The sequence below is a fragment of the Sinorhizobium americanum genome, assembly GCF_001651855.1.
In the GTDB taxonomy this organism is placed as follows: Bacteria; Pseudomonadota; Alphaproteobacteria; order Rhizobiales; family Rhizobiaceae; genus Sinorhizobium; species Sinorhizobium americanum.
In genome coordinates, this window is the sequence record NZ_LNQC01000049.1 from 25,454 (window position 1) to 39,212 (window position 13,759).

A 13,759-nucleotide genomic window follows, 5' to 3' on the forward strand; every position below is an offset into this window, starting at 1 on the left:
TGGCCCCCAGAAACAAAGGTGGGGCTGCCTACCACAAGCGGCAGCCAGCCCCAATGTCTGAAGTTACGAACCGAGCTTCTTGGCTTCGGAAACAGCCTTCTGGACTTCCGAGCGCTTAGCGTCGTCGAGCGGCGTCAGGCCGCGTTCGGCGAGGTAGCCATCGGGGCCGAGAGCGCCGTCAGAGACGAACTCTTCGAGGAATTCCTTCATGCCCGGAATAACGTCGCGGTGAGCGTTCTTGATGTAGATGAACAGCGGACGAGCGACCGGATAGGAACCGTCGGCGATCGTGTCGAAGGTCACTTCAACGCCGTTGATCTTGACGTCCTTCAGCTTGTCGGAGTTTTCGTAGAGGAACGAATAGCCGAAGATACCCACCGAGTTCGGGTCGGATTCGAGGCGCTGTACGATCAGATTGTCGTTCTCGCCGGCTTCAACGAACGGGCCGTCCTGGCGCATGCGCGAGCAGACTTCCGTCCACTTCTTCTCGTCGGCCTTCTTCAGGTCGGCCATGCCCGGCAGGCCCTTGCAGCCGTCGTGCATGACGAGTTCGACGAAGGCGTCACGCGTGCCGGAGGTCGGCGGCGGGCCGAAGGCGACGATGTCCGTTGCCGGAAGCGACGGGTCGATGTCCGACCACTTCTTGTTCGGGTTGGCGACGAAGCCGCCCTTGCCATCCGGGAGTTCGGCGGCGAGAGCCTTGAAGATCTGCTCTTCGGTCAGGTCCCAGTCTTTTTCGTTGCCGCGAGATACGGCGATCGAGAGGCCGTCATAGCCGATCATCGCTTCGGTGATGTCGGTAACGCCGTTGTCGGCGCAGAGCTTCACCTCGGATTCCTTGATGGCGCGCGAAGCGCCGGTGACGTCGGCGAAGTCTTCGCCAACACCGCCGCAGAATGCTTTGAAGCCGCCGCCGGTACCTGTGGATTCAACGACCGGAGCAGTCTTGCCGGACTTGTTGGCGAACTCTTCAGCAACAGCCTGCGAATAGGGGAATACCGTCGAGGAGCCGACGACCTTGACCTGATCGCGAGCAACAGCGACGCCAGCGGTGCTCAGCATGATTGCGACGAGCGCACAGCTTCCTAGATACTTCTTCATGGATTGTCTCCCTGGAATTCGGATTGACGCATCGGCGTCGGCATCCCTTTAGCCCCCGCACATAACAGTTTTGTGACAGTTTTGTTTCAGCCTGGAGAACTATCAAAATCGAGGGTTTTCGTTCGCACAGGCGTTGCCGAGAACCCGGCCGCTGATCAGAAACCTCCTGCGACTGCTTCGGGCGGCGAACCTGCCATCCGGGACCAGCGTATTGGACTTCCGCTGTCCACCCGACTGAGACGATCGGAAGCGGACAAAATGCCAGCCCAGTCCGGGATGTCGACTCCTCTCCCTCGCCTTGAAAGGACACGAACTGCAGACGAGGAAAACAAAGGCCGTGCTGAGCGTGTCCTGAAGAGCTTCGGCAATTTCGTCTGTTTCGTTTATTGCGCCTATTGCGAATATAGGGTAGAAATGGATTTCAATGGAGGGTTATCAAAATGACAGTTCCAGCAGCGGCTCAGGAACTGGGCGGGCGCTTGCCGTCGGCCTCCGAGAAAGCTGCCGCAAACCATCTGCGGAAGATCCTGGCGGCACACGCTACCGGCGATGCAAAATTGCGCCTACTCGATGATGAGACGCAGCAGCCAACGGAGATTACCCTCACCCCAGCGCTGTCCAGTTTACTAATGGAGCTGTTGCGTCACATCGGAAAAGGTGACGCGGTGACGCTCGTTCCCGTCAGCAAGATGCTGACGACACAGCAAGCGGCGGACATTCTCAATGTATCGCGGCCATTCCTGATTTCCCTCCTCGATAGGGGCGAGATCGAGTACTCCCTTGTTGGTCGACATCGAAGGATTCAGGCGGATCTCCTTTTCAAATACAAGAAGGAGCGCGACGAGAAGCGGAGTAAGGCCCTTGCAGATCTTGCCGAGTTGGACGCGGAGTATCTGTAGGCTTGTTCGCTAATCGCTTCACTGCCTTCGTAGACGCATGCACACTAACAAGTGCACTAAAGCGAAATCTGCTGCTGACCCTTGCGGAAGCGGAGTTTTTCCGCCTCCGCTGGTCCGCGATCATTCTTGATGAGACTCAGAAGGCGATCGAGAAGATCCTGGCCGATAAGGACGTCGCCGATGCTGCCGTACGGGCGTCGCGAGCAAGAGCAAGCATGGAGGCCGCATTCGAGGAAGCGATGGTCTTTGATTTTGATCAGTTCCTCTCCGCTTGCGAAGGTCTCCCCGACAAGAACGACGCGCATGTCGTTGCAGCCGCTCTGAAAACGCAGGCCGCTGTAATCGTGACCGATAATCTGAGAGACTTCCCCGAGGAATTGCTTCGCCCGCTGAACCTCGAAGCAAGGTCGGCGGATGCTTTCATCGCTGATACAATCGCCTTGGATACCGGCAGAGCGGTAGCGGCGATCAGGCGCATGAGAGAGCGCTTCAGAAAGCCGGAAAAAACCGCCCATGTCCTGCTGTTAGATATGGAGGCGAACGGCCTGACAGAAACCGTGGACGTCCTAAAGCCACACATCCTCTCGCTTTAGGTTCAAGGAGGAGTCCTGTGCCCTCCCCTGCGCGGCGGGGTGCAACTCCATAGTCGTGTTCGCGTTAATACATTATGGGCGATCGCTGACGATGCTGTTTCCGCACAATGGGTTAAGGGCGGCGGCTGGAATATGAGCATACTTGTGCCGTGGGTCATGCGTTTTACAATAGACACAGCTACATTAGTTACACCTTAATAGACGCTTGACGCCTCGTAAGTGTGGGAGCAATGTAAACCGCCGTAGGGGTGACTCCAGATACGGAAGTATTGCGAACGAACCGATCTGCAGTAAAGCAGGACGGAGTCCTGCTGCGTTCAGCTCATATGTCGAATCGGAAACGTATTGTTCTAGTTGTCGCCGATTGTGATTTTAATTCCGTGTGCGCGCTGGCTCGGCCGCGACCACCGCATCAATATTTAAGAATATTTGGAGTGCCTCGGGACCAGGGGAGGAAACGCCATGCCCAATCGCAGGCCTACGATCGTCACCAAATCCACCTCGAAAAGCGGCAGTTTTTCGGAGCGCTCCGGGCTCGAGGGCAGCAATTTGTCAGATACAGCGTCTGGGGTCATCGTATTTGCTGACCAGGACAAGAATGACACCCACACTGTAAGTTCCTCGTTCGGCACGGCCACGGTTTCAGGCGGGATGGCCGTCTCACCTTCCACCATCGCTCAAGCCGACGAGATCGCAGCCGCCGACTTCGCCCTTAACGACGTAGCCTGCCTTTTTGAGGAAGCCTTTGACGGGCAGATAAAGCGATGTTTCCAAATGCCTGCAGGTTTAAGTGAAGAATCGGTCCATAACTACATCGATCCGCTCGTAAGGGACACCCATCATCGGGGCCGAAGCGCGTACACGGTTTGGGTTGTTGAGGCAGCTGCCAACGCAGCCTGCGGCGATCGGCCACCACTTTGCCGCCGACATTGGTACGATACTCTTGAACCGAATCGAACGTAGACCCCGCGAACAACATTGCCCGAGGATGTACTTGCCTTTCAGGGCTCGACCTGGAGCTGAGCGGCCGGATTAAATAGGCGGCTCCACTAATTAACGAAACTGGCATTTCATTTAATAAGTCGACATGCTAATTAAAGGTGGCACACTTAGCTGAACTGGAACGTGCCTTGAGAAACGACGTCGCTAGTGACAAACGCCTTGGTCGTTTTGTGGAGACTGCGGTTGGCGGCGAACGCGTGAAGGCTTTTGTACCCCCACCTCTCCCCCCTACTCCCCCGATCGAAATCACTGGCCTATTAACGCACCTCAGTGCGGCTGAACGCGCCCTGGGACGACTTGATGGCGTTTCCATCCTACTGCCGAACAAGGAACTGTTCCTTTACATGTACGTGCGCAAGGAGGCGGTCCTGTCGTCCCAAATCGAGGGCACGCAGTCAACACTGTCCGATCTCCTTCGCTTCGAGACCGAAGCAATCAGCGGTGAGCCTGTCGACGACATCCGCGAGGTCTCGAACTACGTCGACACCATGATGTTCGGCCTAGAGCGAATGCGGCAGTTGCCCCTGTCACTGCGCCTCGTGCGGGAAATGCACCAGCGGTTGCTGGATAGCGGTCGCGGCGGCACAAAGAGCCCCGGCGAATTCCGCACCTCACAGAACTGGATCGGCGGCACGCGGCCGGGAAACGCGATGTTCGTACCTCCTCCGCCAAATGAGGTCATGACCTGCCTCGGTGACTGGGAAAGATTCATTCATGAGGACACGCCGGGCATTCCGCCGCTGATCAAAGCGGGCCTCATCCATGTCCAGTTTGAGACCATTCATCCTTTCTTGGATGGCAATGGTCGCCTCGGCCGACTTCTGACCACTCTCTTCCTTTGCGCGACAGGCGTGCTTCGACAACCTCTGCTCTACATCAGCCTTTATTTCAAATCGCGCCGGGCCGATTACTACCGGCTTCTGCAGGAAGTCCGAGAATATGGAACGTGGGAAACCTGGCTTGAGTTTTTTCTGGAGGGCGTGGCCGAGACAGCGGATCAAGCTTTTGAGACCGCCAACCGTATTGCACGTCTCTTCGACGACGACCGGGAACGCATCGTGAGGGAATCGGAGCGCACAGGATCGGTCCTCCAGATCCACGAAGTCATGCGCACGAGCCCCTATCTGACTGCAGCCTCCGCGGCGAAACGAAGCGGTCTCACGGTGCCGACCGTGAACGCAGCGCTCGACCAACTCCAGAAACTTGGCATCGTCGAAGAAGCCACCGGGCGGCGCCGTGGCCGGGTGTTCGTCTATCGCGCATATATGGACATTCTCAGCGACGGCGCGGGCAGCTAACGTTGCGTGTACAGCTGGTTGGTTCCAGGTGATACATTATGCGATCATTTTGGCCCAGAACGGGAACATCCGAACATCCTCCCAACAAGCCGAGCACAAGGCGCGTGAACTGCTCCCCCTCGACGCAAGGTGACATGCTCTCTGAGCGCGCTAATTTAAAGAGTTGATGGAAACCATGTTGTAACGAAGAAGGAGAGTGCAATCGCCCACGTTGCGGTCAGAACCTTTGCCTCTCGTTTTCTGTGGGTGAAGAAATAGCTGAGATATCGCCCATGCTTGTCCATAAGAGGCAAGTCTTTCAACACAATGCACCCGATCAGGACGATAAAGAGAGATGCAGATCCAAGTGCACTCATTCCAAACACACTCGTAAGGGAGCCATTTGGACCGACCATTTCTTGCATCTCCGATGCTCTCCGCTGTTCAAGTCCAGCGCAGTTGCCTTGGACCGCGCCGTTCGAGCATATCACTGTTTCAGCATCAGGTGGCTTGACGACCGCTCACCATCCGACTGAGACGGTCAGAAACCGGCAACACGCCCCAGTCCCGAATGTCGACTCCTGTCCCTCGCCACGAGCGAAAACGAACCCAAGACCCCAGGATTTGCAGGCCGTCTCGCCACAAACTGGTAAGCGTGGCGTTATGGCCGCCTACCGGCGACCGGCCTAGAGTGGGATAGTGTCCACCAAGTGCTAAGTGGACACTATGGCGGTATCTAATGTCGGGAATAAGCGAAGCGGCGAAGCGCGGTCGACGAAACTGGTCACTGGAAGACAAATGGCGAATTGTTGAAGAAGCACAGTTTCCCGGCAATTCGGTCGCGGAGGTGGCGCGCCGGCGCGGGGTCAACAGCAACTTGCTTTTCCGATGGATGCGGGCAGCCGAGGCTGGACAACTCGGTCACCGGCCGGCTTCCCTTGTGCTTCTGCCGAAACTCACCTGGACTTCATTCCGATCGGCGTATTTGGACGAGGCGATGACGAAGGGCCTGCCATGACAATACAGCCAATTAATGAGAGTTCCCACGGGACTTCACGTTTTGAAATGAACGGTCACTCAAAATGACTTCCTATTACGGGTCAGCGCGGTCATGTAACTGTTGAAGCTCGTCTGAGCCATCGCTCGACGACCAACGGACCAAAGAGCTGATTGCATGGAAAACCCGGTCTCATTGACCCGCATCGTCGAAAACAGCGTCTTTCGGAAAGGTGACGTTTTCGTCCTCTTTGGCGAACTCTTCGGTCGCGGGTACGCGACTGGCTTGGTTGACGAAGCTCGGCGGGCTGGAATGGAGATTGTCGGAATCACGGTCGGGCGGCGCGACGAGAACAACGCACTGCGGCCTCTAAACGCCGAGGAACTTTCTGCCGCCGAAGGCCGATTGGGCGGCAGGATTATCAACATACCGATCATGGCTGGCTTCGATCTCGACGCTCCGGCAGGCGGCCCTACTCCGACTGATCTTCTCGCGACGATGACGCTGGAGAGCTGGCAGCATGACAGGCTCGACTGGGACTACCTTGAGCAATGCCGGGAGATCGCCACCTCTCGGTTCACGAATTCGCTTTCGAAGGTCATGGCCGTCCTCGACGGAATGATTGCCGACGGCCGCAATGTTTTCTTCGCCCATACAATGGCCGGAGGCATCCCGAAAGCGAAGGTATTCCTGGTCGTTGCCAATCGAATCTACAAGGGTCGTGGTCCCCGCCACATGTCGTCGCAAGCCCTGCTCGACAGCGATATGGGCAAGCTCATCCTGCAGAATTTCGACGAAGTCTCCGCAAACACCTTTCGACATCTTATCGACTTCAGCAAGGCGATCCGGGAGCGCGTAGAGGCATCGGGCGGTCAGGTCCGCTATACGGCCTACGGTTATCATGGAACAGCAATCCTGATAGACGGCAGCTATCGTTGGCAGACCTACACCAACTACACGCAAGGTTACGCCAAGATGCGGCTCGAATGCATCGCGGAGGATGCCTGGGCAGCGGGCGTCAAGGCGACCGTCTATAACTGTCCCGAAATACGGACCAATTCTTCCGACGTATTCACCGGTATCGAGCTTCCCCTGATACCGCTGCTACTCGCCTTGAAGAAGGAGAATGGAGGCCAATGGGCAGAGGAGCAGTGGCGGGCCTGCCAGCAGCTTCTGGCAGACGGCTTCACGATGAAGGATGTGTTCCAAAAGATTACCGATATGCAAGCCGACGAGGTCATGCATCCGTTCTACGACTTCTCGGCGTGGCCGATGGCCAACAGCCAAGCACAGTCCGATCTGACCATCGGCACGTCCAACGAGATCACACAGATGCATCGGGACAGCAAGTTGATGATGAGCGACCTCCTGAGTGCTCTCGTGGTGGAGGCGACGGGGCAGCTCATTTTTGGCGCGTCTTCAGATCCAGCCGGTCCTGTCCGGTGGCTCAACCACGATATCGTGGCGCGCCGACTTAACGCTTCCCACCTGCAAAAGGAGTCTCCCGCGCCGTTGATCGCGCAAGAGGCGAAAGACTCTCACCTTGAGGTGGCCTGAGGAATCTTCGAACGCATCCAAACAGACGAGTTTCGATGGCTCGCCTTTGAAGGAATGGAATGGACGGCGGCGGGAGAAGGGGCTTTCAACGACAGCAGGCGCCACCGCGTGGATCCGAATGTTGTTAAGGAGAGCATGACCGATCGCGATGGACGCCGGTTTGCGGTCGAATAGGGCGTTGGAAACGGCATTCAAACGTTGGCATGCAGATTGGTATGTAGCTAGCCCCCTTCGACCATTGTCACAAAGACTGGAGACATTCTAGCAGCCAAGCCTTTTATAGGCTTCTGTCTGGTGCGCTATCTCAAGGAGGAAAGGTTGCATGCGAGCGCAGCGATGAATAAGCTCCGCCGGCGGCACGTAAGCCGCTTCGTTGACGAGGATAAAGATGGCGACTGGTACCGTTAAGTTTTTCAACCAGGACAAGGGTTTTGGCTTCATCACGCCCGACAATGGCGGGGCAGATGTATTCGTCCATGTGTCGGCGGTGCAGGGCTCGCAGCCACTTCGAGACGGACAGAAGGTCAGCTACGAACTCGGTCAAGACCGCAAGACCGGGAAGTCGAAAGCGGAAAATGTCAGATCAGCTTGATCTGGGCCTCTTCTCGCCCGAAGATGGCGGTCAGCAAGCGTCGCCCGTTTCTGGCGGCATCGGCGCCTTCGGCGCAAGTGCATGACGATCCAAGGACGCTCGAAGATGAGCATGACCAGCGCTCTCGGAACAAGCGCAAGGGATTTCGGCACGTATCCAGGACACCATTGTAAGGAGAGATATGAGGCCGACGGGTTGTTTCGCTCGTCAGGCCAGTCCCTCAACGACGGGCGAGACTGTCTTCGATGGCCGCCATCCTGACGCGATAGGGTTCATTAGTTGCGCCTGCTATACTTCGACGGAACGCTTTACGCTCGAAGAGGACAAACTCATGTGGCTCAAATTGCACGACAACAATGGATCTATCTTCATCAACATGGACAATGTTACGCACTTCCAGCGGGTGGAAGGGCAGCGGCGAACGACCCTAACCTTCGTCACCAACAGCGGGAGCTGTGTGACGCACCAGGTTCAAGAGTCACCCGACGAGATCATGGAAATGCTGTGGGAAGAGTGACACAGGCCCGCACTTCACGGCAGGGAGGGAGACCGATGAGTTGGTAGAAACGCGAGGGAGTCCTAGACGCGGGAAATTTCAGGATTACCTTCGAGTGACGCCTCACACCAAGAGAGGGCACCGATGGGAAACTCCAGAGCCGCAGTTGCTGGCCGCGTAAGGGAAATCATCATCGAGCAGTTGGGCGTAGATGCTGCCATGGCTGTGGATGATGCGTCCATCGTCGACGATCTCTGCGCTGACGCTCTCGAACTCGCTCAGATCGTGATGATGATCGAGGACGAGTTTGATGTCGAAATTCAACGGTTGGAACTGCAATCGACTTCGTTGTAGCGTCGACTGCTAAGACCTAGCGCGCGAGACGCTGGCGCTTGTCTTCTAGACAACAAAAAAGGCCGGGGCGAACCGCACCGACCTTCCTCATCATCGCTTACCAAACCCGTGCCAGTACATCCGTGGTCAAAGGTCTAAAGCGATGCGGCAACTGCGAGCGGCGAGTCATCAGCGCTCATAGCAATGCCGATGCACGGGTGTATAGGGGCCGATTGTGTTCAAAACAAGTTCGGTGGCCGCAACCTGAATTCCGCGCGCATTCTCCCACCACCTTTCAAAGCGCTGGCCCGGCGAATATTCCCTCAAGCGAGGTCCGCGACAGCACAAGCCGCGCTCGTGCTCGGCGAAGAACAGAGCCTCGATCATGCCATTAGGAAATTCGAGAGGACCATGGCCGATGCTGCCTCTGAGGAAGCACACGACACCGTCGGCGCGGCGGAGCTCTCGAAATCGGTCTCGGAAGGTCGATAAAGGGATGCGCCGGCTTTCCAGCAGGCGGTCGTCCGCCGCCGCCTTTCCGCTGATAGCCTGGCGCGACCCTTATCGCAACCAACGTGATCGCTTCTTGCTTGTCCCTCGTTCGTAATTGTTGACGCTGCGCAACAATCAGCCGGCATGATCACCTCTGCTTCTTGGTGCGGTAGCTCGATAAGGATCTGGATTGATGGTGTTGGCAGTATTTCCCGGCAGCCTTGGCCGCGCAGAAAAGGTAAGGGCCGCCGTTGTTGAGGGGCCACTTGCATTCGCCGGGAAGCAAATCCACTAAATGCTTGGCATATGGCAAACGCTTCGCATCGTAACTGGAGACCGGGATTGGCTCTGCCTCGTGCGGCGTGTACAGCTTACGCGTTTCAACCTTCCTTCGAGGGCATACGGCCTTTTCGGGCCTCGCACTCCTAGATCGTTGTTTCTCCGGGAAAACGCGCGATTTCGAAATGCGATCCCGACGATCACGTTTCGGTTGACATGGAAGCGCTTTGCGAACGGCTGACGCTGATGCGGGCTACGAAGAGGTCCGCGCTCGGCTATGACGGCAGCTATGACGCCGTTGAACGAGAAAGAAGTGTACAAGTCGATCCCTTCGGGTGCGACATCAGCGCATTTGCTCTGGATTTTTCGTTCCTATCCTGATTCGCGCGGTTCCAGAGCGCTTTCGCATTTGCTTATCAGGCGATACTGTATTTTCCTCGCGGAGGGGCAAGCGTGGAACGTCGCCTTACCACTATAATGGCTGCCGATTTGGTCGGCTATTCTCGTCTCATGGCGGCGGACGAGGAAGGCACCATTTCGCGGCTGCGCAATGCGCGAACCTACGTGATTGACCCGGCGATTTTGGAAGGCGGTGGCCGCATCGTCAAAACCATGGGCGACGGGCTCCTAGTCGATTTCCCATCGCCAGTGTTGGCGGTACGAGCGGCTCTTCTGATGCAGCGCAACTTAATCTCGCGCGAGTCTCCTCAAAGGGAAGACCGACGTCTGCGTTTCCGGATCGGCATTCATCTGGGAGACGTGGTGATCGATGGGGAGGACATCCTGGGCGACTGCGTCAACGTCACTGCGCGTTTGGAAACCATCGCACCCATCGGAGGCATCTGCATATCTCGTGCAATCTACGATCATGTGGAAGGCAAGATAGAGGCTGGGATGACGTGGCTCGGACCACAGTCCGTTAAGAACATCCCCGAACCAATTGACGTGTGGCAGGTCGAAGTGGAGGGCACGGCGCCTAGCCCGGTTCGGCTCTCTGGGCAGGAACGTGCTTCAATCGCGGTTCTCCCATTCCAGAATTTTTCTGCTACGCCCGATCAGGACTTCTTTGTCGACGGACTGGTCGAAGACGTCATCACGGAACTAAGTCGCTTTCGATGGTTGTTCGTAATCGCTCGCAACTCGACTTTCGCCTACAAGGGAACAGCCAAGGACGTACGCAAGATCGCCCGGGAACTTGGTGTACGCTATGTCGTGGAAGGGTCGGTTCGGCGTTCCGGTGATCGGTTGAGGATCACTGTACAGCTAATCGACGCGCTGTCCGGAGCACACATCTGGGCCGAGCGGTGGGATCGTCCGATCGCCGATTTTTTTGATGTGCAGGACGAGATAACGCGCCGGATTATCGCGGGCATCGAACCAGAACTGGGAGCGCACGAACGGGGCCTCGCCCTCGCTAAATCGACGGACAACCTTACTGCTTGGGAACTTTGTCACCGCGGCTTTGCTGAATTGCTTTCCTTCGAAGCAGGTTCTCAAGCCACTGCCGAGAAGTTCCTTCGACAAGCGCTCGAACACGATCCGAATTTCGCACTTCCCTACGCCTATTTAGCTCGTCAGCGATACGCACTCGTGCTGTGGGGGCGTGCCGCAGACGTGCCTGTCGCTGTCAAGGAAGGACTATCGTTCGCCACGAAGGCATTAGAAATCGACAGGCGGAGCGATATCGCGTACGCGATGATGTCGCTCCTTCTTACGGTGGACGGGCGAGCGGCTGAGGCCATGCCTGTCGTGGAACAGGGCCTTGCATTAAATCCCAACTACGCGTTTCTTCACTTCGCACATGGAATGGCAGCCGTGCGGCTCAGGGAAGCCGATACTACGATTAGAGCCGCACAAAGTGCCATCGATCTCAGTCCTCACGATCCGTCTATGTTTGCGTTTAAGACACTACTCGGCATTGGCTTGATGTTGAGAGGCGAGCCCGATGACCTCTCAACCGCCCGGATGCATCTAAGGGAAGGCGCGTCCTTCGAACGCACAACCCATTATCCGTTCATTGGGCTAGCGTTGCTCGCCCTCAGAGCGGGCAATACCGAGGAAGTGGGGACCTGGATCTCTGCTGCTTTGAAGAAGTTTCCAAACCTGAATGCGGAATACGTCCGAGAGGCGGCCCACCCATTCTATGAAGGCAGTCCTTATTGCGACTACCTCGACAGGTTGATCGAGCAGGGACTCCCCCCGGGAGAGAAGCATCTGATCGAAGAATAATCGCGTCACTTAGAAGACACCAGCCGGCCTCCATGCCGTGTTTAGGCAGAAATTCCACTGATAATCCCTGTACAAGTTTCCCGATCCTTCGGCATGCCAATGACCACCGCTCTTCTCGACTGGCTGACACTTTCTGCGAAATCGTCGAAACGGAAAACGAATCCTGGCGCTTCAAGAATCGCTCGAAGGCTGAAGGCGGATTACCCCATCACCCGCACTTGGCCCGCCCCCTGCAAACCCCGGCCGGTGCCGGGCAGGCATGTGCTGATCCGAAATGCGCACAGGCGGGACCCAAAAAAGAAGCGCAAGGGATAAGTGGCTGTTCACAAAAAGGGATGAGCCGGTCTTCTGCATCGCCGGGATCTGGCGCGAAAGTCGGCCAAGCTTTCACAATGCTGACGATGGAGCCGGGACCGGATCTTGCGCCTTACCACGATCGGCAGATCGTCATCCTGGACCGCAGCGCCTGGACGGACTGGCTCAATCCGACGGCCTCTGTGAAGTCCCTGATCAAGCCACTTCCGGCAGGCACGCTCGGGGTTGAGCAGGTCGGCTAAAACCCCTCAGCTCAATCATGTGCCATTGCCCAACCGACGGAAGTGGCAAGTACGAGCAGGTTACCATCAGGTACGGCCAAAATGCCACGATTGCTCCACCGGCAAGTTCTTCGAAGACGGATGTCTCCGCGCCTATAACAGTTTTCCAACCTCCGAGCCTCTTCCTCTACTGCCTCTAAAACGGCAAGGTGATGTCTTCACCGATCTCGACGGCTCCTGTTCTAAGACAGACTCCAAGATGTTTCCTGTCGTCGTCCGACAGCATGGCCGCTCCTGTTCTGATACCTGTCCTCCACGCGTCACCGCGTTCCCAGGCTTCGTTGTACGCGATCGCCAGGTCGGAGCTTCGACGGGTTTGCAGCAGAGCTTCGAACAGTATCCCAGCCTGCCGAACGTCCTTGTCCCTCTTGAGCGCACTTGGTCCGTCATTGTGGCGACGCGAGGCCACGATCAGCTTATGAACCGCGTACCGAGACGGATCAGGAACTGTCACGGGGATTCCGCTCTTGTGCAGCACGACCGTTCGGACGGGATCGCCCATCAAGAAATCGAGAAATCGAAGCGGATCCGCGCTCGCGCCCCCGAACGCCGGCATTTTTACGGGCTGGTCCATGTGGTCATCGGAGCCCCGGTTCGACGTCAGGAATTCAACCTTGTAGCCATCCTTGTTTTGGAAGCTCGAGGTGGCGGCTTGTCCGGATCGATGCGGGACAGGGCGGAAGGTCGGATCGACCGACTGCAGCAACTCAAGGATTGGCGGCATGCTGTCGTTGACTTCGTGGCTGATAGCGAAATCTTGTGCAATGTCCGCGTCGCCTGTCATGATCGAATGACCGGGGAGGCGCACTGACAGGATCCCGGCGTAGGTCTGAAATGCGACCGTGCCGATCAGCATGCCCCGGAGCCGGAATAGTCCCCCGGATGCCAGGGCCTCGATAACGTCCCCTGACAGTCTATCCGGCGCGACCATTCCGCCTTCGCGGGTGAGGGTGGATACCATTCGACGCCGTGCCCGAAGATCGTCCTTTTGCGCTTTGAACTCCTCGACACGCTTCGCGATTTCGGGATCGCTCGCAGGACCGACGTAGCGCCGTGTCCGACCGCCTTCACCGTCAGGCTGGTCGAAATACCAATACCGTCGCTGCTTCACCGTGACAGGCGTGAAGCGGCCGTCCGACGGAAAGTCCGCGGACCATGCCGCGTCGAGCGACCGCTGCCCCAGCTCCGCCAGCATCGTCTGATACATGAGATCGATTGGCTTCAGCATGGCGGAATCCTGCAGTTATACCTTTTTTGCGAAAAGGTATAACAAAGCCGGAAACAGGGCAAGGCAGGATGCGGAACTGGATCGAGCT

At 57.0% G+C, this 13,759-nt stretch carries 11 protein-coding genes and 3 pseudogenes; 11 read left to right on the forward strand and 3 right to left on the reverse strand.

All coding sequences use genetic code 11. The features are described from left to right. Positions 1–63 precede the first annotated feature (63 nt). Positions 64–1,101, reverse strand: a complete 1,038-nt coding sequence (locus tag ATC00_RS11030; protein ID WP_037385589.1) for a PstS family phosphate ABC transporter substrate-binding protein — start codon at positions 1,099–1,101, stop codon at positions 64–66. A 440-nt stretch (positions 1,102–1,541) separates the two neighbouring features. Here ATC00_RS11030 and ATC00_RS11035 point away from each other — a divergent pair, with 440 nt between their 5' ends. The 9 genes and pseudogenes from ATC00_RS11035 (at position 1,542) to ATC00_RS11075 (ending at position 8,888) form a co-directional block, all read left to right on the forward strand. After that, positions 1,542–2,000: a helix-turn-helix domain-containing protein gene (locus ATC00_RS11035; RefSeq protein ID WP_064252772.1), complete on the forward strand. Its 459-nt coding sequence runs from the start codon at positions 1,542–1,544 to the stop codon at positions 1,998–2,000. A gap of 2 nt (positions 2,001–2,002) precedes the next feature. Next, entirely contained in the window at positions 2,003–2,593 is a 591-nt protein-coding gene (locus ATC00_RS11040) for a PIN domain-containing protein (RefSeq protein WP_064252773.1), read from the forward strand. A 462-nt stretch (positions 2,594–3,055) separates the two neighbouring features. Next, positions 3,056–3,556: a hypothetical protein gene (locus ATC00_RS32775; protein WP_064252774.1), complete on the forward strand. Its 501-nt coding sequence runs from the start codon at positions 3,056–3,058 to the stop codon at positions 3,554–3,556. Positions 3,557–3,723: 167 nt separating this feature from the next. Continuing rightward, on the forward strand, positions 3,724–4,893 hold the full coding sequence (locus ATC00_RS11050) for a Fic family protein (RefSeq protein ID WP_072642944.1): 1,170 nt from the start codon (positions 3,724–3,726) through the stop codon (positions 4,891–4,893). Positions 4,894–5,611: 718 nt separating this feature from the next. Further along, positions 5,612–5,890: a transposase gene (locus ATC00_RS11055; RefSeq protein ID WP_064252775.1), complete on the forward strand. Its 279-nt coding sequence runs from the start codon at positions 5,612–5,614 to the stop codon at positions 5,888–5,890. Positions 5,891–6,046: 156 nt separating this feature from the next. Beyond that, the gene (locus ATC00_RS11060) at positions 6,047–7,426 is read left to right on the forward strand and encodes an enoyl ACP reductase FabMG family protein (protein ID WP_064252776.1); all 1,380 of its coding nucleotides are present in this window, start codon (positions 6,047–6,049) and stop codon (positions 7,424–7,426) included. Between the two features lie 388 nt (positions 7,427–7,814). After that, positions 7,815–8,018, forward strand: a complete 204-nt coding sequence (locus ATC00_RS11065; protein ID WP_064252777.1) for a cold-shock protein — start codon at positions 7,815–7,817, stop codon at positions 8,016–8,018. A gap of 331 nt (positions 8,019–8,349) precedes the next feature. After that, positions 8,350–8,535: a hypothetical protein gene (locus ATC00_RS11070; RefSeq protein ID WP_037390079.1), complete on the forward strand. Its 186-nt coding sequence runs from the start codon at positions 8,350–8,352 to the stop codon at positions 8,533–8,535. A gap of 123 nt (positions 8,536–8,658) precedes the next feature. Further along, a pseudogene (locus ATC00_RS11075) lies at positions 8,659–8,888 on the forward strand (acyl carrier protein). A gap of 310 nt (positions 8,889–9,198) precedes the next feature. Here the strand turns inward: ATC00_RS11075 and ATC00_RS33375 are convergent. Beyond that, positions 9,199–9,471: pseudogene (locus tag ATC00_RS33375) on the reverse strand (hypothetical protein); the annotation flags it as partial. 600 nt (positions 9,472–10,071) lie between these two features. Between ATC00_RS33375 and ATC00_RS11085 the strand changes: the two are divergent. Both ATC00_RS11085 and ATC00_RS32075 read left to right on the forward strand, forming a co-directional pair. Next, positions 10,072–11,847: an adenylate/guanylate cyclase domain-containing protein gene (locus ATC00_RS11085; RefSeq protein ID WP_064252779.1), complete on the forward strand. Its 1,776-nt coding sequence runs from the start codon at positions 10,072–10,074 to the stop codon at positions 11,845–11,847. A 288-nt stretch (positions 11,848–12,135) separates the two neighbouring features. Further along, positions 12,136–12,404, forward strand: a pseudogene (locus ATC00_RS32075) (SOS response-associated peptidase family protein); the annotation flags it as partial. A gap of 175 nt (positions 12,405–12,579) precedes the next feature. On the opposite strand, the gene ATC00_RS11095 reads toward ATC00_RS32075, so the two are convergent. Then, a complete protein-coding gene (locus ATC00_RS11095) occupies positions 12,580–13,668 on the reverse strand; it encodes a nucleotidyltransferase family protein (protein ID WP_064253053.1) in 1,089 nt (362 codons plus the stop codon). Between the last annotated feature and the right edge of the window lie 91 nt (positions 13,669–13,759).